General features: G+C 43.7%; 25 protein-coding genes and 1 CRISPR repeat array. Of the genes, 5 read left to right on the top strand and 20 right to left on the bottom strand.

Annotated elements, in window-relative coordinates; genetic code table 11:
• Together BN1234_RS08975 and BN1234_RS08970 are read right to left on the bottom strand one after the other, a co-directional pair.
• Positions 1 to 657, bottom strand: a complete 657-nt coding sequence (locus BN1234_RS08975; protein ID WP_054956323.1) for a cyclase family protein — start codon at positions 655 to 657, stop codon at positions 1 to 3.
• Positions 650 to 1825, bottom strand: coding sequence for an iron-containing alcohol dehydrogenase (locus tag BN1234_RS08970; protein ID WP_054956322.1), 1176 nt, complete (start codon positions 1823 to 1825; stop codon positions 650 to 652). The genes BN1234_RS08975 and BN1234_RS08970 overlap by 8 nt, the downstream gene beginning before the upstream one ends.
• Before the next feature lie 229 nt (positions 1826 to 2054).
• Between BN1234_RS08970 and BN1234_RS08965 the strand changes: the two genes are divergently transcribed.
• On the top strand, positions 2055 to 2909 hold the full coding sequence (locus BN1234_RS08965) for a MerR family transcriptional regulator (protein WP_054956321.1): 855 nt from the start codon (positions 2055 to 2057) through the stop codon (positions 2907 to 2909).
• A gap of 110 nt (positions 2910 to 3019) precedes the next feature.
• Here BN1234_RS08965 and BN1234_RS08960 read toward each other — a convergent pair whose 3' ends face one another.
• The 6 genes from BN1234_RS08960 to htpG form a co-directional block, all read right to left on the bottom strand.
• On the bottom strand, positions 3020 to 3463 hold the full coding sequence (locus BN1234_RS08960; RefSeq protein ID WP_054956320.1) for an OsmC family protein: 444 nt from the start codon (positions 3461 to 3463) through the stop codon (positions 3020 to 3022).
• Between the two features lie 343 nt (positions 3464 to 3806).
• Positions 3807 to 5333: a DUF4127 family protein gene (locus BN1234_RS08955; RefSeq protein WP_054956361.1), complete on the bottom strand. Its 1527-nt coding sequence runs from the start codon at positions 5331 to 5333 to the stop codon at positions 3807 to 3809.
• 78 nt (positions 5334 to 5411) lie between these two features.
• A complete protein-coding gene (locus BN1234_RS23070; protein WP_370733829.1) occupies positions 5412 to 5525 on the bottom strand; it encodes a DinB family protein in 114 nt (37 codons plus the stop codon).
• Between the two features lie 61 nt (positions 5526 to 5586).
• A complete protein-coding gene (locus BN1234_RS23065; RefSeq protein WP_370733827.1) occupies positions 5587 to 5760 on the bottom strand; it encodes a hypothetical protein in 174 nt (57 codons plus the stop codon).
• Between the two features lie 232 nt (positions 5761 to 5992).
• Positions 5993 to 6889 carry a putative RNA methyltransferase gene (locus tag BN1234_RS08950; protein ID WP_054956319.1) on the bottom strand — a complete coding sequence of 299 codons (897 nt, stop codon included), beginning with the start codon at positions 6887 to 6889 and terminating at the stop codon, positions 5993 to 5995.
• A gap of 311 nt (positions 6890 to 7200) precedes the next feature.
• Positions 7201 to 9081 carry a molecular chaperone HtpG gene (gene htpG, locus BN1234_RS08945; RefSeq protein ID WP_054956318.1) on the bottom strand — a complete coding sequence of 627 codons (1881 nt, stop codon included), beginning with the start codon at positions 9079 to 9081 and terminating at the stop codon, positions 7201 to 7203.
• Positions 9082 to 9245: 164 nt separating this feature from the next.
• Between htpG and BN1234_RS08940 the strand changes: the two genes are divergently transcribed.
• A complete protein-coding gene (locus tag BN1234_RS08940) occupies positions 9246 to 9434 on the top strand; it encodes a hypothetical protein (protein WP_054956317.1) in 189 nt (62 codons plus the stop codon).
• Positions 9435 to 9504: 70 nt separating this feature from the next.
• On the opposite strand, the gene BN1234_RS08935 is transcribed toward BN1234_RS08940, so the two are convergent.
• Positions 9505 to 10857 (bottom strand): MATE family efflux transporter, encoded by a 1353-nt coding sequence (locus tag BN1234_RS08935; RefSeq protein ID WP_054956316.1) that lies wholly within the window; start codon positions 10855 to 10857, stop codon positions 9505 to 9507.
• A 186-nt stretch (positions 10858 to 11043) separates the two neighbouring features.
• Here BN1234_RS08935 and BN1234_RS08930 point away from each other — a divergent pair, with 186 nt between their 5' ends.
• Positions 11044 to 11799, top strand: coding sequence for a YheC/YheD family protein (locus BN1234_RS08930; protein WP_054956315.1), 756 nt, complete (start codon positions 11044 to 11046; stop codon positions 11797 to 11799).
• Positions 11800 to 12005: 206 nt separating this feature from the next.
• Positions 12006 to 13232, top strand: coding sequence for a multidrug effflux MFS transporter (locus BN1234_RS08925; protein ID WP_245640136.1), 1227 nt, complete (start codon positions 12006 to 12008; stop codon positions 13230 to 13232).
• 147 nt (positions 13233 to 13379) lie between these two features.
• Here the strand turns inward: BN1234_RS08925 and BN1234_RS08920 are convergent, their stop codons facing one another.
• The 4 genes from BN1234_RS08920 to BN1234_RS08905 all read right to left on the bottom strand — a co-directional run bounded on the left by BN1234_RS08920 (position 13380) and on the right by BN1234_RS08905 (position 14917).
• Complete coding sequence (locus BN1234_RS08920) at positions 13380 to 13667, bottom strand: hypothetical protein (RefSeq protein ID WP_054956314.1); 288 nt, start codon at positions 13665 to 13667, stop codon at positions 13380 to 13382.
• A gap of 53 nt (positions 13668 to 13720) precedes the next feature.
• Positions 13721 to 13906, bottom strand: a complete 186-nt coding sequence (locus BN1234_RS08915; RefSeq protein ID WP_054956313.1) for a DUF3934 family protein — start codon at positions 13904 to 13906, stop codon at positions 13721 to 13723.
• Between the two features lie 17 nt (positions 13907 to 13923).
• Complete coding sequence (locus BN1234_RS08910) at positions 13924 to 14376, bottom strand: HEAT repeat domain-containing protein (RefSeq protein WP_054956359.1); 453 nt, start codon at positions 14374 to 14376, stop codon at positions 13924 to 13926.
• 193 nt (positions 14377 to 14569) lie between these two features.
• Positions 14570 to 14917, bottom strand: coding sequence for a hypothetical protein (locus BN1234_RS08905; protein WP_170308013.1), 348 nt, complete (start codon positions 14915 to 14917; stop codon positions 14570 to 14572).
• A 154-nt stretch (positions 14918 to 15071) separates the two neighbouring features.
• Between BN1234_RS08905 and BN1234_RS08900 the strand changes: the two genes are divergently transcribed.
• Positions 15072 to 15851 (top strand): protein-glutamine gamma-glutamyltransferase, encoded by a 780-nt coding sequence (locus BN1234_RS08900; RefSeq protein ID WP_054956312.1) that lies wholly within the window; start codon positions 15072 to 15074, stop codon positions 15849 to 15851.
• 203 nt (positions 15852 to 16054) lie between these two features.
• A CRISPR array of direct repeats spans positions 16055 to 18147; the repeat unit is 32 nt; unit sequence ATTTCAATCCACGCACCCACGAAGGGTGCGAC.
• A 168-nt stretch (positions 18148 to 18315) separates the two neighbouring features.
• Here the strand turns inward: BN1234_RS08900 and cas2 are convergent.
• The 7 genes from cas2 to BN1234_RS08865 all read right to left on the bottom strand — a co-directional run bounded on the left by cas2 (position 18316) and on the right by BN1234_RS08865 (position 26436).
• Positions 18316 to 18606 (bottom strand): CRISPR-associated endonuclease Cas2, encoded by a 291-nt coding sequence (cas2, locus tag BN1234_RS08895; protein WP_054956311.1) that lies wholly within the window; start codon positions 18604 to 18606, stop codon positions 18316 to 18318.
• A gap of 9 nt (positions 18607 to 18615) precedes the next feature.
• Positions 18616 to 19647, bottom strand: a complete 1032-nt coding sequence (gene cas1c, locus BN1234_RS08890) for a type I-C CRISPR-associated endonuclease Cas1c (RefSeq protein WP_054956310.1) — start codon at positions 19645 to 19647, stop codon at positions 18616 to 18618.
• A complete protein-coding gene (cas4, locus tag BN1234_RS08885) occupies positions 19644 to 20303 on the bottom strand; it encodes a CRISPR-associated protein Cas4 (RefSeq protein ID WP_054956309.1) in 660 nt (219 codons plus the stop codon). Before cas4 ends, cas1c begins: the two co-directional genes overlap by 4 nt.
• Positions 20293 to 21156 (bottom strand): type I-C CRISPR-associated protein Cas7/Csd2, encoded by an 864-nt coding sequence (gene cas7c / locus BN1234_RS08880; RefSeq protein ID WP_054956308.1) that lies wholly within the window; start codon positions 21154 to 21156, stop codon positions 20293 to 20295. Before cas7c ends, cas4 begins: the two co-directional genes overlap by 11 nt.
• 3 nt (positions 21157 to 21159) lie before the next feature.
• Positions 21160 to 23076 (bottom strand): type I-C CRISPR-associated protein Cas8c/Csd1, encoded by a 1917-nt coding sequence (gene cas8c / locus BN1234_RS08875; protein ID WP_054956307.1) that lies wholly within the window; start codon positions 23074 to 23076, stop codon positions 21160 to 21162.
• Positions 23073 to 23792 (bottom strand): type I-C CRISPR-associated protein Cas5c, encoded by a 720-nt coding sequence (gene cas5c, locus BN1234_RS08870; protein WP_054956306.1) that lies wholly within the window; start codon positions 23790 to 23792, stop codon positions 23073 to 23075. Before cas5c ends, cas8c begins: the two co-directional genes overlap by 4 nt.
• A 214-nt stretch (positions 23793 to 24006) precedes the next feature.
• On the bottom strand, positions 24007 to 26436 hold the full coding sequence (locus tag BN1234_RS08865) for a CRISPR-associated helicase/endonuclease Cas3 (protein WP_054956305.1): 2430 nt from the start codon (positions 26434 to 26436) through the stop codon (positions 24007 to 24009).
• Between the last annotated feature and the right edge of the window lie 186 nt (positions 26437 to 26622).

Raw genomic sequence — 26622 nt, 5'->3', positions numbered from 1 at the left:
TTAAATTTCAACCTCCATGGCAACAGCACGGACAGGAGAACCATCTCCGTTTACGATTTTAAGAGGGAATGCTGCTACTACCACATTTTCAAAATCAATTTTATCGAAGTAAGCCCAGTTTTCTCCGATCATCAATCTTTTTTCGGAGAATAAATCATGCACCGGGAATTCTGTTCCGCCCGTTTTGTCAGCATTAATGGTATCAATACCAATGAAGCGTACACCCTTGCTAACTAAATATTCAGCCACTTCCCCGTTTAAATAGGGATGATGGAAGAACTCTTCTGTTCCCCGTTTTTTATACCAATTTGTATTGAAAAGAACAATGGTATTTTCTTGGATTTTATCAAGGTATGGAGCCAAGTCTTCCATGGTGATTTCTTCTTCCGCTTTTTTATCCGTAACACGTACGACAACAGCTGATCCGATGAAGAAATCCAATTCCATATTATCAATGGTTTCACCCGTATTTGAGAAATGGTATGGAGCATCGACATGAGTACCTGTTTGTGTACCTACATATACTCCGAATAAGTTGTATCCTTCATTTTCAATCGTCGTAGCAACTTTGATAGATGGCTCTGGATCACCAGGATAAATAGGTGTGTTTTCATTTAAATCCCATGATAAATCAACCACTTTTTTTACTTTAAACATAACTAATGACCCTCCCTGCAGTGTAAGCCTTATTTAAAATATCCAAGTAGTCTTCTTTCGTGATATCTCTGGCATTGTCATCGGAAAGCATATTTTTTGCAGAACGCTCTGCGATCGCATCAAAATGCTCCGGTGTTATGTAGCTCAGATCTTTTAAGGCTGGAATGTTAAGCTGTTTGTTAAGCTCTGCTACTTTCTTAACACCAGCTGCTGCAATATCTTCTTTTGTCATTTCTGGAGTGACTTCAACTCCTAATGCAACTGCAACATCTGCAAATTTTTTGACATTGGCAGATACGTTAAATTCCATGACATATGGTAAGAAGATAGAATTTCCAACACCATGAGGTGTATCAAACCATCCGCCGATCGTTTCAGAAATAGCGTGAACCGCACCAACATTGGAATTAATAAAAGCAATCCCTGCAATCGTGCTGCCGATCATCATATTTTGACGAGCTTCGAGATTAGACCCATCTTCATATGCTTTCAAAATATTTTGACTAATTAAAGAAATGGCAGTCAGTGCAAGTGAATCTGTGATGGGTTGGGCAACTTTAGAGGTATAAGCTTCAATGGCATGCGTCAATGCATCAATACCGCAAGCAGCCGTTAAGGATTTAGGCAATCCCAGAGTTACTTCAGCATCACAAATCGCTAAAGCTGGGATTAATTTTTGAGGATCGAAAATGCTCATTTTAAATTGACGCTCTGTATCTGTAATAACGGATACAAATGTAACTTCACTGCCTGTACCCGATGTAGTAGGAATACAAATGGTTGGAAGCATTGGGTGATCCAGCGGAACGTTATCCCAATCTCTGCAAGTCTTTCCGTTAGTCAATAAAGCTGCTACTGCTTTAGCTTGGTCCATAGCGCTGCCGCCACCAAAAGCAACGATCAAATCTACATTTTCTTCTCTTGCCACTACTGTAGCTGCATCGCAATCTTCGGAACGCGGATTTGGTTTTACATTGGTGTAAACCATGTAGCTAAGTCCGGCATCTTCCAAGCTCTTCGTTAATGTAGAAAAAACAGGTGTTTTGCTAAGAAAATCATCAGTAACAACCATAACCTTCGTGGCACCCAGCAATTTGGCTTCATTACCAACTTCTTTTAGGGTTCCGTTACCTTCCAAAATTCTTGTTGCATGATAAAAATTATTCATAGTACACCTCCATAAGATTAAGCAGTTTTCTTCGCTGCCCAATGCAGGTTAAGCAGATTTTGAATCAAATCGTCCTATTACCTTATTGAATGTGAATTAATTCACTTAGTACAGCGGAGAAATATGAAATGTCATTGACTACACCAAAAATACTAAGGTATATACAAAATATATAGTCAATAACGATAACGCTCTTTTCTAAGAGGTAAATTATAGGGAGGAAAAATGGATGCAGGACGTAGAAAACCTCTTCAAAATTGGTGAGTTTGCCAAAATATGCGGGGTTAGTAAGCAGACCCTTATCTTATATGACAGATCAGGGTTATTTCCCCCGGAATATACGGATGAAAATGGATATAGATATTATAGTTTTAGCCAATTTGACATTATAGCTACTATAAGGTCTTTGAAGTCCATTGGACTGTCTTTAACCGAAATAAAGGAATTTCTAAACAAAAGAAATGTCGATTTAACCTATAGTTTATTTAATAAGCAAAAAAACGTGATTAAGAATATGATTACAGAATTGAACCTCATTGTTAATATGATGACCGTTAAGTGCTCGTTAATTGAGAAAGCAAGAAAAGTAAATTTAAACATGGTCTATGTAGAATATCATTCTGAAGTGTATATCAAACGCAGCGAAAAAATTACTTCACATGCTTCAGATTCCGAAAGATATAAGGTATTAGGAGAGCATTTTCAATATAGATTGGCTCATCAGTTACATTGCGGTCGTGCTATCGGGGGTATAGCCAGAGTACATAAATACAAGGATCAAGAAAAGAATTCAACTTTATATAAATATTATTTTTCTCAAATAGATCGTCCGGAGGAGATGGAGGAATATGTAATTAAACCTGCAGGTAACTATTTAGTCCTATATCATAAAGGGTACTATGGGGAAAGCTACAAATCTTATCCTATATTAATTGAATACGCTAAACGCAACGATTTGATCTTAGATGACTATGCTTACGAAGAGAGTCTAATTGATGAAGTTTCAGAGGCCAATCCGCAGAATTATGTTACTCAAATTTCTATCGGGTTTACTGCAAAAAACAATACAAAGATGCCAGGCTAAAGCTTGGCATCTTTGTTCAGGCACAACTATTAAAATACAATAAGCATTAGAGCTATCCCTCAATGGAATGATCTACTTTTGGGACAGCCTCACATTTTTATAAGCTGCTATTAAGCTTCAATGATGATTTCATTCAATTTTACATTAACCGGATTTTGAATCGTATCTCCTACCGGGCAGGTACGTTCGATGAATGCTACGAATTCCTCCACCCGCTCTCTTGGTGCATCTGTCTTAATATGTATGTTATATCTAATATCCGAATATCCACGGCGGACATCCGATTTATTCATAAATCCATCGGTGTCCAGGTTTCCTTCTGTCTCAACCCAGAAGTCCTCCAGATTGACATCAAATTGACGGGCATAAACACGAGCAACAATAGCTTGGCAAGCTCCCAAAGCACACAGAACCAGCTCTACCGGATTCATGCCTTCGTCTGTACCGCCTAAGTTTTTGGGCTCATCGATCGTGACCTCAAAGTTTCTTGATCTTGCCTTAACAACCATTCCCTTTTGCAGATGTGCAGTCGCTTTAAATGTCTCAACTGGCATAACAATCCCTCTTCTCCATGATATTTAAGTGATAGATATAAAATGATTATATCACACTTATTCTATAGGATTAATTATATATTTATTACTTCAAGTTATCTCGCCTTTAGAATAATCGATTTAGGAGGAAAATTATGTGAATATAATCACAAACTCAACAGTATTTATCAACACCATTACAGCAGCATTTATCAAACAATATAAACGCTTGGCTTGAATCTGTGAAATGTCCCTTTATTACTAAAGCCGTTGTTTCCCAGCTTCATCCGGACTGCGAAACAACGGCTTTCTTTATATAGATTAAAACCCATTAGCTGCAGCTTCAATCTTTTATGAGATACGGCTATTTTTCTATTGCCTTTACTGTAACTCCTGTCTCAAACATCCGGTTCCACGGCATGTATACGTCCATAATTTCTACCCTGATGTCATCGGTATCTACATGCCCGCGAACGAACTGTGCAAGCCTCTCCTTCACCAGCCCAGCGATCTGGCCGCGTTCTCCATCGATATTGAAATAGGAATAACCCATAGCCTGTACCTCGTTATCTGTTAAGCTTCTTCGGACAGCTGTACAGTAGCCCAGGTCCTCGGTGTAACGAAGAGCCAGAAAGTCCATATGGGCCTTTGTCTTTCCGTAACGTAGATACAGCATCATCTGAGCGATCACCGTTCCAAGCGTATTGGAGCTTGTATTCCAGCCGGCATACCCGGAAAGATCAAAGAGTATACCCTGCTGGCGGAGCAGCTTTAGAAGCTGCAGATCTCCACCGTTGGCATAGGCAACATCAGCAACCGCTACCGGTTTACCGAATCGCTTCATCATAAACTTGCCATACTCCACGAGCTCCACAATATTACGCAGTACTTGATATGAGCTGCCTGTCGATGGCTGATCATTCGATTCCACCATCTCCGCCCCAGGCGCATTGACAAGCAGGATAATGTCCGCTTCCTGTGCACTCGACGCCACCTGCCCGCCGGCTGCCAGGATCTGATATTTCACACTCTCGGACAAAGGTCTGTCTTCGTAGAGAGGAATCACAAAGGGCGAGCCTGCTCCAGCATACCTTGGGTACACCAAGGGCATGTCACCATTCATCTCATTGATCATTCGAATCGTGAGTGTACATCCCGCTTCATCTGCACCTGGATACATGAGCGCATGAAGCTCTGTGTTTCGATGACTCATTTCACTTCTTAGAAGCTGCTGATCCTTCGCTGTCCATCCATAGGGAGCAGAATCATCCTGGGGGACAATCATAAAATCAATAATGCCCTCCTCAACATAACGAAGCGCTAACTGATTCGCTGATAAATTCACCAAGCGTCTTCCCAGATAGTCATCTTCCACTTCCTGCGGCAGCACCGCTTCAATCGCGCGCAGCTCTTCAAGCTCCGCTTCCGAGGCCAAGCCAAGCTCCATCCGATGTGAAATGTATCCTTTACGAAAAATCTCACGTCCATAAACCCCGTAATATTCAGGCTCCTCATCTGAGCTGGAGTACTGCGGGCAGCGCATGATAAGATGCATCGCAAACAGCTTGAGATCTGGATTCTCCCTCTTTACTTCACGAAGTCTTTCCATTCGCTGCCGGATTGCCGCTTCATCCAGATCATGAAGCCGGGAAGGAACAATGCCTCCATACAGTAATGTGTCCAATGATACGACTGCCCCATAAGCATCACGGCATTCCTCCTGAAGCCAGGCACCGAGCTGATCCGTATTACCCGGCTGCTTCTTGCGTCCCATCCATTCCAGACTCGGCCGAACCATAGTAATCTTCGTATCCTTTACCAGCAGTGCGGGAAAATCATAATTACAAGGCCGCTCATCCAGCGGTAAATAGACGATCTTGACGCTATTCATACTCAACACAACTCACCCCATCGCCCGGAATAATGGAAAACTGCTCTATTATTTAAAACTTTATTAATGGAAATGCATCTAATACAGATCAAACATGCTTACCTGATAACCCAGCGTCTTTAAATAATTAAACATCTGTGCCCGGTGGTGCTGGGCATGGGTCACAATCTCAATTAACCACTTGGCCTGCACCGAGCCATGCTCCAGATAAAAAGGCTACGGACGGTACGGATACAAGATGCTGAACCAGCTCCTATAATGTCCTCATATTCTCAGCCGGCCTGTAATCGAATTGCTCGGATAATATTTTACGGATCAAGCCGGATGTCGTTCTGACGATAAGCACCAACTCCTCAAACAGCAGCTGTTTCACCTCATTCATACCGCTCATTCCATTCACTCCATTCATCAGTTTTGACATCATCATGGTTCTATGCTTGTTTCCTGTTTCAAACCATAACAGTTCCAGCTATTGTCATTATTATAACAAAAACAGCCATAAGTCCACATCTTTCAGCGGAAGAACACGAAGTCCAAATCGAAGCAAGTTAAAATAATAAGAAAATCGCCTCTTACCAGGGTGGATGTACGAACATCCTCCCGATCAAAGGCGACTTTCTTATTAATTCACTTGATCATACGAGTATGATCGGTGATACTTACTTATTCTTTTTCCGTCCTACCAGGATCGTAAAATCACAGGTAATTTCAGAAATGCCCAGGTCCAAAGCTTGCTCTGTCTGCCCTTCTGCTGCTCCCCAGGATAATGGCGTCATATGCACCAAATACTCCAGCTGCACCGGATTCAGGCGGACAGAATAGCTAACTCGCTCCTGCTTCAGCAGCTCAAAGCTGTGATCAAACAGCTCTATCGTCTGCTCGTTGGAATATTCGCGCCGATCACTCTCCGCATAGAATACGGAACGTAATTCAGTCAGATAATCTTTGTCTGGTATGACCTTAATTAATATCCCGTCATCTGAAAGCAGCCGTTCAAACTCCGCATAATTGGAAGGTGATAAAATACTCAAAATTACATTAAAAGCCCCGTCTGCAAATGGACATTTTGCCAGATCAGCAACACACCACAGGTTAGCATCGTCATTCTTGGCGGCCATCAGAACGCCTTCCTTAGAGATATCAATCCCCACTCCCAGGACGTCCGCTTGTACCTGCCGGCCTACCCTCTCCTGTAATGAGGCCAGATGAGATCCTTCGCCGCATCCTGCATCCAGCAGTGTAACCTTCGGTTTACTGGCGGCTTCCTGCCACTGGCATATCATTTCACTGACCCGGCTCAGCATAGGCTCGAAAAATTCTGCCTCATTCATCATTTTTCGGCCATCAAACATCCGTTTATCATACTTCGTCTTGGATGGAGCCGTCAGCATATTCACATAGCCCTGTTTAGCCAAATCAAATCGATGAGCATTTGTACAGAGCAGACTTTTCCCTTCGTCTACCTTAATTTCACCATGGCATATCGGGCACCTGAACAGAGATTCATTCTGCTCCATTAACCGGGCACGCGCTAACAATTTCCCGCTCTTTGTCATTCTAAGAACACTCCACTTCTCAAGCTGAAAATACACCTGCGGAATCACCTCTACCCGGCTATCATACCATACCTCGCATTCTCTTTACGACTGATGCAGAAGGCGGCTTAGGCAGCGCATAACAACATTGCGATGCGGTGGCCGTTCATTTCGAGCCCCAAATTCTATCCTTGAGCGGGCATAATATCAGCAGCATGATAAATACCCCGGACAACAAAAAGAAACCGCCCCTTGATAAAAGGGGGCACTTGCCACCATTTTATAAGAGCGGTTCTTTTTTTCATATTATACGCGTTAGATATAGGTGTCCATTACACCATGATCTTGCAAATATCGTTCGTAAACTCTACCGGATCGGAAATGGTCAATCCTTCGATCAGTAATGCCTGATTATAGAGCAGGTTCGTGTACAGCGCCAGCTTCTCTTGATCACCCTTGTACGCCTCTTTCAGCGACTTGAACACATCATGGTTGATGTTGATCTCCAGCACTTTATCTGCTTTCACATCCTGGCCATTCGGCATGGCTTTCAAAATCTTCTCCATTTCGATCGTCAGTTCACCTTCAGCCGTGAGGCACACCGGATGGGATTTCAGACGCTTGGATGCGCGCACGCTCTTCACTCTCCCGGCCAGAATGCTGCTCATGGACTCGAACAATTCCTTGTTCTCGCCTTCTTCCGCTTCGGATGGCTTATCCTCCGCATCCGGCTCGATGCCGAGATCGCCGCTCGATACAGATTTGAATTCTTTTTCTTTATAAGTCATCAGCATCTTGATTGCGAACTCATCCACATCATCGGTAAAGTACAGAATCTCGTATCCTTTATCAGCCACCATCTCTGTCTGCGGAAGCTTCTCAATACGCTGGGTGGATTCGCCAGCTGCATAGTAAATGTATTTCTGATCTTCAGGCATTCTCGACACATACTCGTCCAGCGTGACCAGCTTCTTCTCTGTAGAAGAGTAGAACATCAGCAGGTCTTGCAGAACGTCCTTGTGTGTGCCGTAATCGTTGTAAACGCCGAATTTCAGCTGTCTGCCAAAGGCACTGTAGAACTTCTCATATTTCTCTCTCTCATCTTTCAGCATGCTTTGCAGAGCGCTCTTGATCTTGTTCTTGATGTTCTTCGCAATCATCGTCAGCTGACGATCATGCTGAAGCATCTCACGGGAGATGTTCAGAGACAAATCCTCGGAATCCACCATACCCTTCACAAAGCTGAAGTAATCCGGAATCAGGTCACCGCATTTCTCCATGATGAGAACGCCGTTCGAGTAAAGCTCCAGACCTTTTTCAAATTCCTTCGTGTAATAATCAAATGGCGTATTCTCTGGTATGAACAAAATAGCATTGTAGACCACTGCGCCGTCAGCCTTAATATGGATATGCTTCAGCGGCTTATCAAATCCATAACGCTTCTCCGCATAGAAATTGTTGTAATCCTCATCTGTCAGCTCGTCCTTATTTTTACGCCAGATCGGAACCATGCTGTTGACGGTTTGCTCTTCTACATACTCCTCGAATTCATTCTCGGCATCTTCCTTAGGACGCTGTCCTTTAATGTCCATCTTGATTGGGTAACGAATGAAGTCCGAATACTTCTTAATGATCGCTTTCAAACGGTATTCTTCCAGACATTCATCATATTGATCTTCTTCTGTATTCGCTTTGATCTTCAAGACAATTTCCGTTCCGACCGAATCCTTCTCACAAGGCTCAATCGTATAGCCATCCGTACCTGTGGACTCCCACTTAAACGCCTGGTCGCTGCCCAGCGCTTTGGTTGTTACGGTTACCATATCTGCAACCATGAACGCTGAATAGAAGCCGACACCGAACTGACCAATAATATTGTGGCCGTCCTTCGCTTCATTCTCTCCCTTAAAGGCAAGTGATCCGCTCTTCGCGATAACCCCAAGGTTGTTCTCCAGTTCTTCCTGAGTCATTCCGATTCCGGAGTCGGTAATCGTCAGCGTGCGGTTCGCCTTATCAGCTGACACTTTGATATAGTAATCTTCTTTATTAAATACCAGATTTTCATCAGTAAGCGCTTTGTAGTAAATTTTATCGATTGCATCACTTGCATTAGAAATGAGCTCTCTTAGAAAAATTTCACGATGCGTATAGATGGAGTTAATCATCATTTCCAGCAATCGTTTCGATTCAGCTTTAAATTCCTTTTTAGCCATGGATGAATCCCCCTTCAATCGTAATGAGCTTTTTTAGCACTCAACTAACGAGAGTGCCAACACTTCTTTTATTTAACACGTTCTGTTTTTTTATGTCAATATGTTTAGTGTTATGGAGTACGGCTATTTTTAATGTATACTGGGTGAAAACAGGAGGTTTCATAGTGGTAATTATACTTGCGCTGCTATTTCTTTTAGCAGGAATTCTTTTGATTGTAAAATCAAAAAAAGATACAGAAAATAAACGTCTGATTATCTGGATTGGCATTTCACTTATCATAATGACTATATTTCTTATCGTGTTTGGTATTTTGCAGATCATTGATGCTCAGTCTCATAATGTAGGACACTAGTGTTGCTCAACCAAGTATATTCGGCGTAAAAAAGCACCCCTCGGGTGCTTTTCTATTTCGCGTTTCTTGATCAGGATTCAAACGATCGTATCCACTTAAACCGGTTCACCTTCACAATAGCTACGAAGCATTTGAGGATTTGATCCGATTTCAGGCAAATAAACGTGATCACCGGGGATAGGTGGAACACAAATGCACACAAGAACGAAGACGGCAGCACGATGAGCCACATAAATATCAGGTCATTGTACAGCACAAACTTCGTATCGCCCCCGCTCCGCACAATTCCTGTTAGCGACGGCATCTGGTAGGCGGAGCCGACCACCGTTATCGATAAAATCGCCATGAACTGCAGGGCAAGCGCCTTCGCTTCACCAGAAATCGTATATAAATCCAGCACATAATCCTTTAGAATAAACAAGACTGCGCCCGAAACCAATCCCAGGAACAGATAGAGGATTTGCAGCGTTTTGGCATAGGCTTTGATTTTATCTGAAAATCCTCCCCCGATTGTCTTCCCGATAACCACCGCGGTTGCACTGGCTGAAGCGTAAATCCCAACTGTGACGAGCTGGAACACCGTTGTTGCTATGCTGTTAGCTGCAATAGCCGATGCTCCCATATGACCAAGAATTGCTGTCTGCGCCCCCATAGCGAGACCCCAGATCGTATTGGACAATAATATCGGGGAGCCGATTTTTATATACTGTCTAAACAAACTCAGGTCAAGCTGGAAGAAATCCTTCAGCTGGATTAATATTTTGCGGTCATATTTCTTGATATATGTGATAACAATAACTGTTTCAATGATTCTGGCTAATAGCGTGGCTATCGCTGAGCCTTGAATGCCAAGCTCCGGAAATCCGAAATGACCATATATAAGCACATAGTTCAATACCACATTAATCACAAGCGTGGACAAGGACACAATAAAACCGATCTTCACTGTTTCTACACTTCGCAGGGAGGCCAGCAGGATGCTGGTGATCGCGAAGAAAATATACGAAAAGCATATGATCTGCAAATACTTAACGCCTTCTCCAATGACATTTTCTCCGCTTGTAAAGACAGATAATGTCGCATGAGGGAAAAAGAACACTACCGCCCATAATACCGCACTTAATACCAAGGCCATGCGCATACCGATGCTTGCCACCTTGCGGATCGACACGATGTCCTTCGCTCCCCAATACCTGGATGCCATAATGACAAGACCCTCAGCTGAACCCATCACAAGCATCTGTAAGAGGAACTGAATCTGATTCGCCAGTGATACACCAGAAAGGGCCGATTCACTATATCCGCCTAGCATAATGTTGTCTGATAGATTTACACCAAGAGAAATAATATTCTGAAGGCCAATGATCAAGGTCAACCAGAAAAAACTTTTGTAGAACTGCTTCTCACGTACAAATAAGCTCATGATAGGGAACCCTTCTTTTTTTGAAATAATGAAGCCGCTTTAACCAATATATACTAATTACTTGAAATAATCAGTACCTCCTGGTGCATAATATTTAATAGTTTCCCCTTCTAGTAGGCAATGGCAGTGACAAGCAGGTATGCCTCTTCATATGCTGTCAAAAAATGAGGAGGGTATCGTTTTACCATGTCCTATAAAAGCAGTACAATCAAAAGCAAATGGAAGAAAACCAAATGGCTTCTGGAAGAGTCTCATTTGAGACCATACGTACCTGCTACAATGCCATTCAGCCAAGGAAATCTGGCATCCATGCTCTCCTCCTATTCTACCGTTTTCTTTAAACCGACCAATGGCAGCGGAGGGTCAAGAATCATTCGAATCAAGAGACAAGGCCACGGTTATCAGATGCAGTATAATGCAGCGAAAACGACTTACAAAACACAAGAACAGCTGTATAAGGAGCTCAAGCGATTCGCAGGGAAGACAGACTTCCTTCTGCAAAAGGGAATCACCTTGGCAAAGAGTAACGGAAGACCGTTTGATATTCGGGTGATGATCCAGAAAACGAACAAGGGCTCCTGGGCAAGCCCAGGCCTATTCACCAAAATCGGAAAGCCGAATAAGATTGCTACCAACTACAATCAAGGCGGATCCATCGGATATTTTCATAAAACCCTCGCCGGTGCGGGATATGACAATCAAGCTATCCAGCGCATGGAGTCGCAGCTGAAGCAGCTTGGGATATCGGTAGGACAAAGCTTCGACCGCCATCACAAAGGTTTTAAGGAGCTCGGGCTGGACGTCGCTCTGGATAAGCACAGGAAGCCATGGATATTAGAAGTAAACACACGACCTCAATTCTATCCGGTGAAAAATTTGAAGGACAAATCGCTTTATCATCGGATTCTGTCATATGCCAGACAATACGGTCGAACCAAATAGCACCACCTCCAGAGCTCAGGCTAATCGCTTGGGTCTTTTTTTATATATCAGGTTTCAAAATTGAATGGTCACAGAACGTAGTAATATGCTAATGTTTATAGAAATAGGCTCACGAAGGATGCTGTTAACATACATAGGAAGGAAAGGTTGAGCAACTGTTGAGTGAATCAGAACAAACGATTAGAAATGATAAAGTAACGCAACAACTGGAGCAGTCGGAGAAGCGTAAGAAGCCAGGATCAGGCCGATTATGGCTGATTCTGATTTTGGGAGCTTTATCTGCTTTTGGCCCTTTTTCGCTGGATATGTACTTGCCTTCTTTACCGGAATTGGCCAAGACCATGCATACAACGACATCCCTGACACAGCTTAGTCTGACTTCTTGCCTGATCGGCCTGTCTGTGGGACAGCTGTTTGCAGGACCTCTAAGTGATGTACGCGGGAGACGTTTGCCTCTTATTATCGGAATGATTGTTTATGGAGTCGCATCTTTACTATGTGCCTTTAGCACGTCGATTGAAATGTTAATTGCCCTTCGCTTCATCCAGGGAATCGCAGGTTCTGCGGGAATCGTTATCTCCCGGGCTGTTGTAAGAGATATGTATTCCGGCTCTGAGCTGACCAAATACTTCTCCATGCTGATGCTGGTTAACGGAGCTGCGCCGATTCTCTCTCCGATTATAGGAGGACAGCTTCTGAAATTCACCTCCTGGAGAGGTGTGTTCATCGTGCTCATGCTAATCGGTATCGCGATGCTTCTTGCAGTACTATTCGGGCTTCCTGAGACATTGAGCCCCGAGAAGCGATCCAAAGGCGGGGTCATGAATACTCTTTCCACATTCGGAGCCTTGCTGCGGGACCGAAGATTTATAGGACTGGCTCTGTGCCAGGGTCTTGTTACAGCCGCCATGTTCGCATATATTTCCGGATCCCCCTTTGTGCTGCAGGATATCTTCGGTGTTTCGCCACAGACATTCGGCCTTATCTTCGCAGCCAACGGGATCGGTATCATTATCGCAGGACAAATCACAGGACGTCTTGCAGGCAGGGTCAGTGAGCAGAAATTGTTCTTATCCGGTGTTGTGCTGGCAATGATCGGCGGCTCTATGCTGCTGCTGGCTATCGCAAGCGGCGCTGGACTTGGGCTTATCCTGCCGCCGCTCTTTATCGTTGTTTCCTGTGTTGGTATTGTCGGTACAGCCGGCGCTTCACTGGCACTGCAAAATTATGGACATGCAGCAGGAAGTGCCTCAGCCCTGCTTGGTTTATTGTCGTATATTTTAGGGGCGCTTGTGATTCCGCTTGTGGGCATTCTGGGCAGCCAGACCGCTGTTCCGATGGGGATGGTCATCTTCGGTACCGATCTGGGAGCTGTATTGTGTTATGTCCTGCTTGTGAGGAGATCAGAACGAAGAAGTGTTGTATTATCCTAATGAAAGTAATGCAAAAACGAGGGCATCCCAATAGGTCTGGTCTGTTGACCTGGGATGCCCTCGTTTCGTGAGGTAAACCCGACAAACACAAAAAGACACGAAATCATACAATCATCCCGTGTCTTTGTGAGGTCTATTATGATGCAGTTATTTATTGGCATATTCTTTCGTCGCTGTATCCAGCATCGATTTCCAGTCCGGAAAATCCGTCTCTCTGGCAATATGCCGGTCAAACAGTTCATCTGGAATATTGTCGATATCCGCCTGCGTTTCTACTTGAAAGTTCCCCTTCTCAACAAAAGCACTAAAGCTGTTGAATTTAGAGTGCTTGCTCATGAACGATTCATTAAAAAGAACATCTAATGATACATGGTTAGGATCGTTCTGGGCTGCCTTCTGCCCTTGCAAATCTGCCAGCAGTTCTTCAAATGACATTGGTTTTTGTTTCCTCAAATGACCACTCCTTAATTAAGTTCACACCATATGGACTACATGTCCAATTTATTCTCATCAATCCTGGAATTATCCGCTTGTACACTGTCCTGATTCTTTGTGTTCTTACTCTTATATGGTTTAGGGGCACTCTTCGCTCTGTTGGCACTTGCCTGCCAGCGATTCCAGCCTTTCTTTCCTGTTCCCCGGCCTGTTCCGCCCTTACCCTTTGCTTTGCTCAAATCATCACTCCGTTATGTTATGCCTTTTTCGACTGGCTTGTCCGCAGCGAAGCCCATTTCTCTTCGAGCCACTTGTCGAAATCCTCGCCTTTGTTTCCTTCGTACGTGTCATATACGTCAATTCTCATCTTCTTGAGCTTTTCTTTGAACTCCTCGTAGGTATGCCCCGCTGGAAGACTCTTTTTAATTCTAACCAGCATTTTCGTTAGCCCCTTAACAGGTTCCTCCTGGCTTCTTGCAGGCTTTTCTACATTCTCGCCAATTTCCTTTAATTGTACATATGCAGCCTCTTGGACTTTATATACCGGGTCGTTCATCATCCGGTGCTTCAGAACATCCAGTGCTTGCGGGTTGTCGATCTTCCCCAGTGCCTCCACCGCTCTCAGACGCTCACGCCAATCTGCTGTACGGTTAGCCGCTGCCTTCAGTTCTTGATATGTGGCGATCTCTTCATTCACTTCGTGATTCATATCTTCTGTAGTCAAATCATTCATTCCCTTCTTCAATACACCCTGTAACTCTCAAAAAATAGCTCGGACCTTCATTATATCCTCTTTCCAGGATTATTCATACAAGCATGATGAAATATTGCGGTAGATGACCGATCCGAACCGAAACAAAAAAAATAACCCCTCCCTAACATAAGCGGCGGGATTATCCGTTTCATTTCTTATCCACCTGCAGCAGTGTGACCTGCTTAATTGAGTATGTATCTTTAATCTTCTCCGCGGAAATGACACCCAAAGTGACCAGGCTCGATATTTTCGTGGAATCTGCCTTGGAGAGCATTTGCCAGACTACAGGATCAGGAAGTGCTTCATACAGCTTCTTGTCATCGAATTCCTTCCGTTCCTGCAGAACAAGCTTCGCCCTGTATCCCCCTTGTTCGAGCTCTGTCACTTCATTGTTTCTGCAATGGTCTATAATCTCACTCCGTAATTCCGTTAATTCCTGCTCTATCTCTTTCTGTTTCTGCTTGAGGTGGTGGTATCGTCTCAGCTTATTGTCCATATGGATCACACTCCCTTTATACCAAATGTATGCGTGATCGCAGGAGTTTAGGATTTGAAAATCAATTACACTAAATTGTACACGAAGTACCCGGTTAGACCGTACTATATCCTATAGTTAAATGCACATGTCACTTGTTAAATGGAGGGACGGCATGATTCAGATCATGAATGGAGATATAGGGCAGATCAATGCATCCACGCTAACGGAGCTGGAGAGAAGCATTTTGCAGCAAAAACAGAACAGCCCGGTTGTGTACCGATATCCATCCCCTGACGCCTTGCGGTTTGAACTGAGGATGCGAAGCCACATTGTAGGGGCGGCCATAGCCCTGGATGCCAGCAATGCGGCCTTTGCCACTTTTAAAACATCCAAGGCAAATGAAAGGTTTTGGTACCGGAGAGAAGACGGGGGTTTACAGCAAAGACCGGATGTACGCAGCTCGGATGCACTCAACGACATTTTTGTAAATGGCCGCCTATACGGTTTCGAGTGCGCTACAGCCATGGTGGTTATTTTGTATAAAGCTGTGCTGGATACGATCGGAGAGGAAGCTTTTAATATCTATTTCCAGAACCTGCTCTTGTATGACTGGCAGTATGACCGCGACCTGCCGATCCGTATTATTCACAATAAGAATGAAGCCTACCCGGGGGATGTTGTCTATTTTGCGAACCCCGACTTTAATCCCCTGACCCCGCAGTGGCGCGGAGAGAACGCCATTGTGCTGTCGACGGACCGGTACTTCGGGCATGGGATTGGAGTCAGGAACGGGGAGGAAATGATCCTTTCCCTAAATAGAAGAAGAATTCCGGGCAGCACGACCTCCGCTTACTTAACCGATCAGATCAACTACCTGGACTTCGAATATTTACGCCGGCTGAATCCGTCCTATCAAGCGAGAATAGGAGTGCGCAGGTATTACCTGGTATAGCTGTTATGAATAAAAGACCTTGAATGCAGTAAGGCATCCAAGGTTTTGAAATATTTGATGAATGGTAACCTAGGGAGTAGTTGGCAAATTTCAATCCACGCACTCACGAAGGGTGCGACATTACTTACGATACCGAGTACGACCAGCACGCCGAATTTCAATCCTGACTTGAGAATGAATAATCGATATTTCATCCACTTGATATTTCAATCCACGCACCTACGAAGGGTGCGACTTTACTGCTCTCAACTTTTAGTTCAGGAGCATTGCGATTTCAATCCGCGCACCCACGAAGGGTGCGACTCTGATTTCTTCCTGTTTGATCCCATACCTATCTAATTTCAATCCACGCACCCACGAAGGGTGCGACGCAAAACGGCGGGCGGAGATGCGGCGGCAACATCGAAATTTCAATCCACGCACCCACGAAGGGTGCGACTGGATTAGATGACGAAGACTTCGCTGGTGATATAATTTCAATCCACGCACCCACGAAGGGTGCGACTTCACTTGAAAGTTCCTCTGTCATAGCATCAACCATTTCAATCCACGCACCCACGAAGGGTGCGACTACACTCGCTCCATACGAGGCGATTACGCGCGAAATTTCAATCCACGCACCCACGAAGGGTGCGACGCGCACCTTTAGCGATTCCCTTGCCGAGAGTGCCATTTCAATCCACGCACCCACGAAGGGTGCGACTTAGCTGGCTAAAATAGCATTGTGCGTCTTGAATATTTCAATCCACGCACCCACGAAGGGTGCGACGAGGACAGCATAAGAGCCGCACAAGATGCAAACATTTCAATCCACGCACCCACGAAGGGTGCGACCCCCATTTCTTTTTAGTGAGGTCTGCAGCGTATTATTTCAATCCACGCACCCACGAAGGGTGCGACCTAGGCTTCGAGATAGAGCAAAGAGGATCGTAGGAAATTTCAATCCACGCACCCACGAAGAGTGCGACCCTGTTCGGACACCCCTTGAGCTGTACCTCAAAACATTTCAATCCACGCACCCACGAAGGGTGCGACAGGGTCGATCCCCATAGAACTTAATTGAGCACGATTTCAATCCACGCACCCACGAAGGGTGCGACGAATAAGTTCTGATTCGAACTCATCTCAGCCCTCGATTTCAATCCACGCACCCACGAAGGGTGCGACATTATTCGATGGAAACGGATGAAACAAACGTAATATTTCAATCCACGCACCCACGAAGGGTGCGACCCATGGAAAGCCATGTTGGACAGCTATAACCCGATTTCAATCCACGCACCCACGAAGGGTGCGACTAACTATGAGAATGGGCACAGTACCCCTCCAAATATTTCAATCCACGCACCCACGAAGGGTGCGACCGGGTGACGCGCAGCCAAGAGATGTACGGCAGGATTTCAATCCACGCACCCACGAAGGGTGCGACTGGTTGAAACATCATTATTCACAGATTCCATACCAATTTCAATCCACGCACCCACGAAGGGTGCGACTCAATAAGCAAGCCGAGTATAACGCCCGTATGAATATTTCAATCCACGCACCCACGAAGGGTGCGACGCTGTATTTGATTAAGTCGATAGTATCACCCAGGGGAATTTCAATCCACGCACCCACGAAGGGTGCGACTTGGGGCGGTCCGGTGTATGCAGCTACCACATGGATTTCAATCCACGCACCCACGAAGGGTGCGACTACGTGGACGCCCAGTAATCGGCCCGCATAACGATTTCAATCCACGCACCCACGAAGGGTGCGACCGAAGCATATACATTTCGAGAGTTTTACCTTAAAATTTCAATCCACGCACCCACGAAGGGTGCGACGTTGCTTGTGATAAATAGCTCGCTCATAGTATATTATTTCAATCCACGCACCCACGAAGGGTGCGACTGCTTCATACGCTTCAGTTGGCGTAGCGAAAGAAATTTCAATCCACGCACCCACGAAGGGTGCGACCGATACGATCACAAGCGACAATCGTTTGTGGTATATTTCAATCCACGCACCCACGAAGGGTGCGACGAAGAACTTAATCAAAAACTATCTGAGTCCCCTATATTTCAATCCACGCACCCACGAAGGGTGCGACGCTTATAGAGGGACATTTACCAATTCCGGGGATGTAATTTCAATCCACGCACCCACGAAGGGTGCGACCGGATCTCGGCGATCTCTTTTACCTTCTGATGGTCGATTTCAATCCACGCACCCACGAAGGGTGCGACGAAGACGCATACGGGGAGGGGAAAGCCTTGAAAATTTCAATCCACGCACCCACGAAGGGTGCGACTCCGACTTTCAAGCAAATTTCACCGAAAAATCGGTCATTTATTCAATAATTTCGCTAAAATTGTCGAATACACATCAATATAAATTACTTATTTTGGTTTTAAATAAAAATTAAGTATATTATATAGTGCGAATCCCCCTGCAAAATCATGTGCACTTGACATTCGCACTACAAAATCAACGGACCTTCCATGTCGAGGGCTGCTTTTATGCCCACATGCTCAACCTTATTTTTGTAATGGTTCCCCAGCTGGTAAAATCTTAGGCTATCCTGTTCCTCATCTATAATGTCTATCAGCTGCATTTTTAATTTAGCAAATTGTGTAGCATCGACCACACACTCAAAGACAGAATGCTGGACACGCTGACCATAATCTTGGCATAGTTTAGACACTTTTCGCAGCCTTCTCTGACCTTCCCTACTCATTGTACTCACATCATACGTGATCAAAACGAGCATATACTGCACCTACTTCCATAAGAATGGAGGATACTCGTCTAAATCATTGCGCAAATGACGAGCCAATAATAATGCCTGTGCATGCGGTACCAACCCCCAAGATATCTTCTCACCTAGGTATGGGTGGGTTATCTTCTCCTGTTTTTTGGTTTGCCATGCCTTCAGGAACTTCTTTCTGCCGTCATCCGTCATGATTACAGCCCCGTTCTCCTTACGCACAAAGTCTTCCTTGTTCATTACCTTTTTGTTAATCATGGACAACACGAACTTGTCAGCATAGATTCCGCGTAGCTCTTCCATCATGTCTAAAGCAAGTGAAGCTCGTCCAGGCCGATCTCTGTGCAAAAATCCAATATATGCATCCAGCCCAACTCCTTCTAAGGCAGATGCTGTATCATTTGACAACAGCGTATAAGCAAGGGATAGCATTGCATTTACATTATCGAGGGGAGGTCTACGAGAACGGGTATGAAAATAAAAATCCTCTTGCTGCTGTAAAATCATCTGATTAAACCGTTGATTGTAGGCTAAAGCAGCTTGTCCTTCCAATCCCCTAAGCTGATCCAAGTCCTCACACTGTCTTATTTTCACCATAATAGAAGATAGCTGCTGGGAAGCAGCCTTGAATTCGGACACATCGATTCGCAGTGGGTAATCTCGGGTCATTCGTTCAAGAATCCACTTGTGATTATAAATTTTGCCGATAATAAAATTGCGTGCGATTCTCGCCGACAAAACCTCATCATCAGATACAAGGCATTGCTTTTTCCGAAGAACGACATTTCCCTTGCTTGAGCCCACCACCCTTGCCAGAAATCTACCGTTCATGGTTAGAAAGACTATGGATATGTTTCTCTCAGCACAATACCCCATAAGAGCCGGGCTTGCTCCTGTATATCCAAATGCCACAACAGATTCCAGATTATGCAGCGGAAGTCTCCCTAGCTTCTCCTGCTCTTTCAGCAGCACAATATTGTCCCCATCCAGCGACAGATATACATCCGGTAGCGTAACAAACAATGTATTCAAGAGCTTCTTCATTCTTTGATCTTCCCCTCAACATAGCTCCTCACCGTACGCTTGCTCATGACTTCAGGTAGGCAGATCTCTTGAAGAGAACAATTTTTGCAAAAAGATCCGGTTTTCACTTTGGGGGTGTACCTGCGCCGATAATAATCATGCATCTCAGCCGCAATGAACTTCACCTTATCTTTCATTTCTGTTGTTAGCTGAACCTCGACTCTGTGTTTAATCTCATTATAGTAAAAATAACCAACCCGGACCTCGCACAGCAACATTTCTTCCAGACACAGAGCTTGTGCAGCTAACTGTAAAAGATCAGCGTCATTCATTTTCGGCTTGCCCCGTTTGTACTCTACAGGAAAAGCTAAGTATTTTCCCTCGCTGCCATAGATTTCAACACCCTCATCACTTTGGATAAACTCTACGACATCGCAGATACCTGTTAATTTCAACGTCTCCGATTTCACAGGCATTGCTCGTACGGTAAGCTTCTCTCCCCGCTTCTCTCTGATAAAGGGTTGATCAGCCTTCCTATGAAGATATTGACCTTCTACGGTTCTCACATTCTCTTCCCACTGCTGTTCGATGTGAATGAGCGCCCATTGGCGCCTGCAAAATTCAAAATGCTGAATACCGGAAAGCATCAGGTAATGATCATCTTCATTAACGTCCATCTATAATCTCTACATTTAAACCTTCCAACTCATTCAGTTCAATTGTGTAGTCTTCAAATGTCCTAGGTTCTTCTACCCGAGATTCAACGGATAAAGAACGATGCACTTTGGCTGATGAGTGTTGGCCAAGTTTCGAGCTGTGCTCCCACCAATATACTTTATGCACTTCCATGCTTCCTTCCGGTCTAGCTGAAGATAAATCATTCTCGAATAGCGTTATCAACGCCTGCTTGATCTTATCTGCATCTTCGTTTGTAAACCCGGTCTTCTCGGCTAGCTGTGTGTTGATACTTCCGTAGAAAACATAAACACCATAATCAACGCGGTGTTTCATTCCCATCGTATCGGAGCCCCTGTCCTTTCCAGACTCGGAGTTAACACTTTTCGTAATTTGCATACTTGTGATGTCAATCGGATGAACGCTTTTCGCTGTATGAATGGAAACCGGTCCTCTTACGCCAACGGAGACTCCTCCGCCATTTCCTGTACCTTTAAAGGCAAAGACTTGACCAAAACTCCGAACATCTATCCATTCTTGGCATGCTATACTTGCAAACTCATCATTGGAACCTGTTTTCGATTTCAAAATTTTGTTCAGTTCCGAGTTTCCATCTGCCCGATCTCTTAAACTCTGATAATTATCCACCTTACGGTCATTGGATTGGACAAAAATAGATTCTCCCATATCCTGCAGACGATTTCTGATTTTACGTTTAATAGCCACATCAGAAATTTCACCGTATCCATCATAGTTTTGTCTTGGACGGTTTCCGTTTAGAGGATCTCCGTTAGGATTGGCACTCGTGACCGACAACACCACTGCAAAATCAATTTTATGATCCAGGCTGCTCATATTTTATCTCTCCTCATTTTCAGATGCTTCTACGGCATCCTCATTTTTATCTTTCGATTGGTAAAGCTCGTGACGTTGACTATAAAATCCTAATAGATATTTTCCGGATAAAGGCTTATTGTTAAAATCCTCAATCTCAAACTTGGAGGCGATCTCATCAATGATTTTGGATAAATAGATTGCTTTTGCTCCCATTCGTGCCTGATAAGGCTGCAAGCTCTGTTGAATGGTATTCCAGGTTCTTTCCGGATGTCTGGAAAAAGAATTCATAAATCTGATCGCATTTGTCGACCTCTTTTCGTCCGCTCCTAAGGCTCTTCTTTCCAGAACATCTGCTACGGCCAACAAGCGTCCAAACAGGTAATCACGATTCGTATTTTCCGTATCTAAAGCCAATTGGTATCCCTCCCGTCGGTTTATTAAGGCACATGTAATACTAAGTGTTTTTTCCCATTCCCACTTCTCCATGGATACCGGATTAGATGCCCGGTGAAATGCGCTATTTACAATATCTCCAGGAATTTCACGGTCATCTATAATGCACGGTAGCATTCGCTCCATAAGCCCCTTGACGATTTTGTCGCTAGCTCTAGGCCCGTAAGCTGCAAATGCAATATCCTTGGTCGCTGGAGCTCCATAAAATAAGGTGAAGCCTTCTGCATTTTTCCGGTATTTATGAAGCCAAGCGCAGGTTTTATGCCATTTAATCAGCTTTTCAAGATACAATTCCTTATTTAGATTCCTGTAGTAAAGAACCGCCATTCGACCTGTAGTCGCAGAATCAAGAACCATAATATTCACTTCAGATTTAAACACATCGCCTGACTTTGAGGTTAATTTATTCTTGTATCCATCCAGTGCTTTATCGAATTCATTTGCAAAAGTATCGTTTGTATTCGATTTCACGGGAACATTTAGAGTTAGATCAGGGTCTAAAGCAAAGGTGTCCTCCGTTGGATCTGGAATATCAAGTGCATCATTCCCCCACACAAGGAATACTCTTTGGTCTATCGTTTTACCTTGACGGTTAATCAACCATTTTAATGCATTATGAGCCTTCTGCGATACTTCATAACTGATGCTTGCCGCATCCTTGCTTTGGTTAAATCGGCCTCTGAAAGTAAATCCGCTGGTATCATTGGCCGAAATTAACTTGGCCTTGTCTGCCGCATTTCGTATTTTATTCGCATGCTTATCGGTGCTGGGCAGCCTTTTCCCTGTAACATAGCAAATGTCTTCATCCCCCAAATGCTCCTGGTAATATCGAATGAATGAATCATACATTTCTGGATCCTTCCACACTTTAGCCATAATAGATCGAGGTGAATAGACATTAAAACGGATAAAGGCACTGTCCTGTTCACCAGCAATTACACTAAAAATTGCAGGCTTCTCAGGATATAAAGATTCATATTTCTTATCCCATTTATCTATAAGGCGATTGTCCTCATCAACACAAAGCATCTTGTGTGTTACCAAATCTTTAATGAGGGTTCTTTTGCTTAAGTATTGATAAATGCTTTTTACTTTCGGATGTGCATAGGATGATTCCGCCCAGTTGTGAAGCTCTTGTATATACGTTGCAAAAGGTTCTTCCCCCTTGATCGTACCGCCAAATGCTCTGAAATCCCCTGCCACATAACTCAATTTATCGTGCAGCGGATAAGGAGATATCACTGATCCTGCTCTACTCGCCGACTTTTCCGTACTCGGAATCAATGTGCTCGCGTCACTCTTATCAATGACCTCAGCTGAATGAAATTCGCCGGCTTCCGTCACAGTCACTTCTATGTGCGCATTCTGGGTGGTATGTGATACAGGTAACAGTGTGAACTCACGACCGCCATACGTCCTTTCGATTTCACCTACACGATCCAGATTCGATTCATACGTTTCATACAAATTTAACAGCCAGCTCATACATCTCCCTCCTCTCCCCATCTGGCCAGCAGGTCATCAACGGCCTCAACATTGGATTCATTAAAAAGCTTTGGTTTCATATCTGAAACTTTACGAACCTGCGTACATTCTTCCGGCCTTGGAAATGTAATGATGCCGTTCTTCATTACTGGGTTCCACAATCTTACTTCCATTTGATCACGGCCTGTCTCATCCGGGTAGTTGATTCCATGAACCATATTTCCAAGATGAATATCACCATAATGGTCATAAAATCCTTCACCCTCGCCAAAAACACAAGGCTCCACATATCCCTGACACTCTCGTGCCCCAAGGAAAATATCCCTACGCCCTCCAGCTTGAAGAGATCGCTTCAATATATTGTGATGCTTATTTTCGTTACGGTCATATGCCATCTCCGGACGATTCATGTTGAATTCAAAATGACATTTCACTTGGTAACAAACATCTTGAAGGTACGTGTAATTAGCCAAAGTATTTCCTCCGCCATAATCGATAGGACGAATACCCTTTGATTCCATGCGGATAGGTTTCATAACGCGAATCATATCAATGTAGAATAAAATCGTCGGCTTCCAGTAAACGCTTTCAACAATTCCTTTCATTGCCTGGTATGTTGGCACTTGGTAAGAGAGTTTCTCACCGCCCAGCTTGGTTAACGGGTCTGTAAACAACGCATAATCGCCATAAACAACAAATTCAATAGCGTTTCTCATTGATTCACCTCCTTAACTGAAATAGGAATAATTTAACTAAATGTAGCATAAACCAACTTTATATATTTTGTAAATACATAATACATTATATGAATATTTAATTTGGAGTTTTGTTCATGATATAATGACTATCGCTATTGTCGCTGCCTAACCGTAGTGTGGATTGAAAAATATATTGTATGATGTGGAAACCTATCTTTAAAAAGATGGGTTTTTATATTATTGTCGATCCCGTCCAGCTATCATTCTCATGGTCCAAACCAAACTCTGAATTATAAGCCCCATCTTTGAGCACTAAGATCTGCCCATCCAAACAACTCTCTAATCCACCGTTTTTATCCAAATGGTCGAGCTCATAATGAAACAAGTTAATCGTATATTGCTGCGCTTTTCGCAATAATCTGCTCATATCCTCAATTCGGCTTGCCCCGTTTAATTCCGCTATAATTGTTTCTCCTTCTTCTCCATAAGGAACAATAACCGGTGTTGCAAGGGTTTCAATAACATGAAAATTCTCTGCCGCCGTCTTATAGCTGTTAGCCAAAAATAAAGGGAGACTTTCCTTTTTATTGGTGCAGTAATTCTGATAGAATATGTTGTCGACTTTATTACCAAATAATAACGCTGTCATATTTGTATTTAACTTAGGAAGTGAATAATTAAGATTCTCACTAAGGTCGGAATAGAACTCCTGAAAATATTTTTCCATCGCTTTAACGGACAGAAGATGCCCGCCATAACAGGTCGAATCTCGTTTCAGGTCGATCAAAATTTTCTTGGTGATGCGTTTACCTTTTTTTATTTCCTTCAGGTGATTTAAGTTTTCCTCTTCATGATCGATAATGTACACCTTCTGCAGCTCACGCTCACCATGCCGATTACATCTGCCTGCCGCCTGGGCAATGGAATCCAGTCCTGCTAAGGATCGGATGACACATTCGAAGCTCACGTCAACTCCCGCTTCTATTAATGGCGTACTAATGCAGATGATCCTGTTTCCATTCTTCAAATGATCCCGTACCTCATCCAATATATTTTTCCGGTGTGCCGCGCACATAGAGGTGCTCAGATGGTATACCGGAGTGTCGATCATTATCATCTTCAACTGCTGGTACAGTTCTTTCACTACGGATTTCGTGTTTAAAACGACCAAAATACTGCTCACATCCGTCATTCGCTCTGCAATAAATTCAGTCAAACTGTCATTGTTGAGCACTTCATCCGTCGCATGATCCCATATCTCCACACGTTTAAACGCATCAATAACCTCATCGAGATCATCAATCATCTCGGCGTCTGGGCTCAGATTCAACCGATGCTCCACAAAATCCAATGCTGGCTGAGTAGCAGTACATAGCACAAGACTGGAATGGCAATACCTGTTCAAGAAATTTAATGCTTCATTAAATAGAGACACACACGAAACCGGGACCTTTTGAACCTCATCAAACACGATGACCGATTCACTTAAATGATGAAGCCTTCTAATGTTCCTGCTGCCACTGGCATAAAACACATTCAGAAACTGCACCATCGTTGTGAATATAATGGGGCAATCCCAGTTATCCTTCGCCAGCTTCAGTTTTTGGCGTATATTGACCATGCCGTCCATGAACTCATCGTCATCGTAATTATCCTCAACCACATTGGAGTGATGTTCCAAAATATTTACATCATCTTGCAAAATACGGCGTACCTCTGCCGCATTCTGCTCTATGATTGTTGTATATGGCAGGACATAGATAATACGTTTTTTGTTATGAGTTATTGCATGTTTGAGAGCATATCGAAGACTCGCCAATGTTTTCCCCCCACCTGTGGGGATCGATAATGTGTAAATACCAGACGGCTTCTCAGCAAACCTATCACATTGTTCAGACATCCGTCTTCTGAGTACATTAATAGGATTCTCGGCGATTTTGTGTTTTGCTAAGGAATGGATCTCATTCATCAGTCTGTCGTAATAGGTACTGAAGAGCTTCTGTGGTTCTTGCTCAGTTTCTTCCTCACGGTTGTCTTCAAAACATCTCGTGTTCGTCCGGTCGGCATCAATCAAAGCGCTGAAAACAAACTTTGTAAGAAACATACATTTGGCCTCATAGTTAAGTGAGGAATTCTTAGTAAGATAGGCCTCCAGTTCTAGGGCAGCTTGATCAACATAGCGCTGAAAATCTTCCTCACCCATCACTTGTTTAAAAAAATGCTGCTTGCTCGCATCAAATTCATCTAAAATCTTGTCGCGTACTCGCTGTAAATAATTTGATTCAAGATCCGGATTTAGAAAGTCTTGCAGATAAGAGTGGTGAGAAATAATTGAGTTTCCGACAACCTCTGCAAGAATCCCTTTATATCGATCGATTTTCCCAGTATGGAACAGTGTATATAGCATTCGCCCGCCTGCCGTTGAATGATCTACACTTCCCCGTTTAGGTGGAGCATGCGGATTGCGAACGGCTTCGAGTATATAATCTCGGAATAAAACCGTATATTTGCCCATGTCATGCAGCATTCCTGCCAATCCCGTAATATGTTTGATGCCAAGACTTTCACCGTAAGATTCAGCTAAACCCTTCACGCCTAGCAGATGTTCTTCAACACTTTGGTGCGTCTGGTCGCTCTCGCGAATATGAGCAATATAAGTCATATATAGCCTCCTCTACCCATGCAGGTCTTATAACCCATTGCATATAGACTAACGGAACTATTCATGTAAAATTCAGTTCATACATCTAATTCTATAGACTCACTTCTATACCTTCCTAAATTATACAATTTCCGAATTTTATTTATATAAATTGAACAAATATCAACAAAAAAAGCGGCGGTTATT

Source organism: Paenibacillus dakarensis, assembly GCF_001373415.1.
Classification (GTDB): domain Bacteria; phylum Bacillota; class Bacilli; order Paenibacillales; family Paenibacillaceae; genus Paenibacillus_AQ; species Paenibacillus_AQ dakarensis.
Note: the sequence above shows the minus strand (reverse complement) of the source record. Positions and strands in the feature narration are given on the sequence as shown.